The sequence below is a fragment of the Citrobacter sp. TBCS-14 genome, assembly GCF_005280805.1.
GTDB lineage: Bacteria > Pseudomonadota > Gammaproteobacteria > Enterobacterales > Enterobacteriaceae > Citrobacter > Citrobacter gillenii.
Genome location: NZ_SZWM01000278.1, coordinates 1 through 788, shown reverse-complemented (window position 1 = coordinate 788; position 788 = coordinate 1). Strand labels below are relative to the sequence as shown.

1 protein-coding gene is annotated in these 788 nt (G+C 55.8%); it reads left to right on the top strand.

Annotated elements, in window-relative coordinates:
• On the top strand, positions 1-788 hold a 788-nt coding region (locus FDX22_RS12505; protein WP_146717273.1), incomplete at both ends, for an ATP-binding cassette domain-containing protein.

Below are 788 nucleotides of genomic sequence, written 5' to 3'. Positions count from 1 at the left end.
GGCTCTGGTTGAGAGAGATGCCAGCGATGCACTGCGCTATAAGGCGGAACAAAAGGAGATTGATCGCGTTACCGCCAGTGCCAAACGACTGGCAACCTGGGGGCGTGTCTATGACAACGAAGATTTGTCCCGCAAAGCAAAGCAGATGGAAAAGCAGGTGCAGCGCCTGAAGGATGTTCAGACGGAAGTGACCGCAGGAAGTCAGTGGACACTAACATTGCAGGGTGATGCCCTGCGTGCAGATCGTTTGCTGGAGATGACCAATCTGTCTGTAGCCCCTGCTCCCGACGCAGATACACTGTTTTCCATTGCCGGTATCCGGTTAAAAAGCGGCGATCGCGTGGCGATTGTCGGGCGTAACGGTTGCGGGAAATCATCGCTGCTACGGCTTATCTGGCAGCAATATCAGTCGCAAATGGCATCGTGCTCACTGATGTTGCACTCTCGCGTCACACTGGGGTATTACGATCAGACGCTACACCAGCTCACAGATGACGACACGTTGTTTGATGCGCTCGAACCGTTTGCTCCGCAGCCTGATGTTCGCAAGATGGCGCTGATTAGCGCGGGCTTCCCGTGGGTCCGCCATCAGCAGCGGATCAATACCTTAAGCGGCGGAGAGCGCTCCCGGCTGCTGTTTGTGGGGCTTACGCTTGCGCGCTACAGCCTGCTGATGCTCGATGAACCAACCAACCATCTGGATATGGAAGGTAAAGAAGCGCTGGCGCAGACGCTACAAAGTTTCAGCGGCGGCGTGCTGCTGGTCAGCCATGACCGTCAGCTTATCA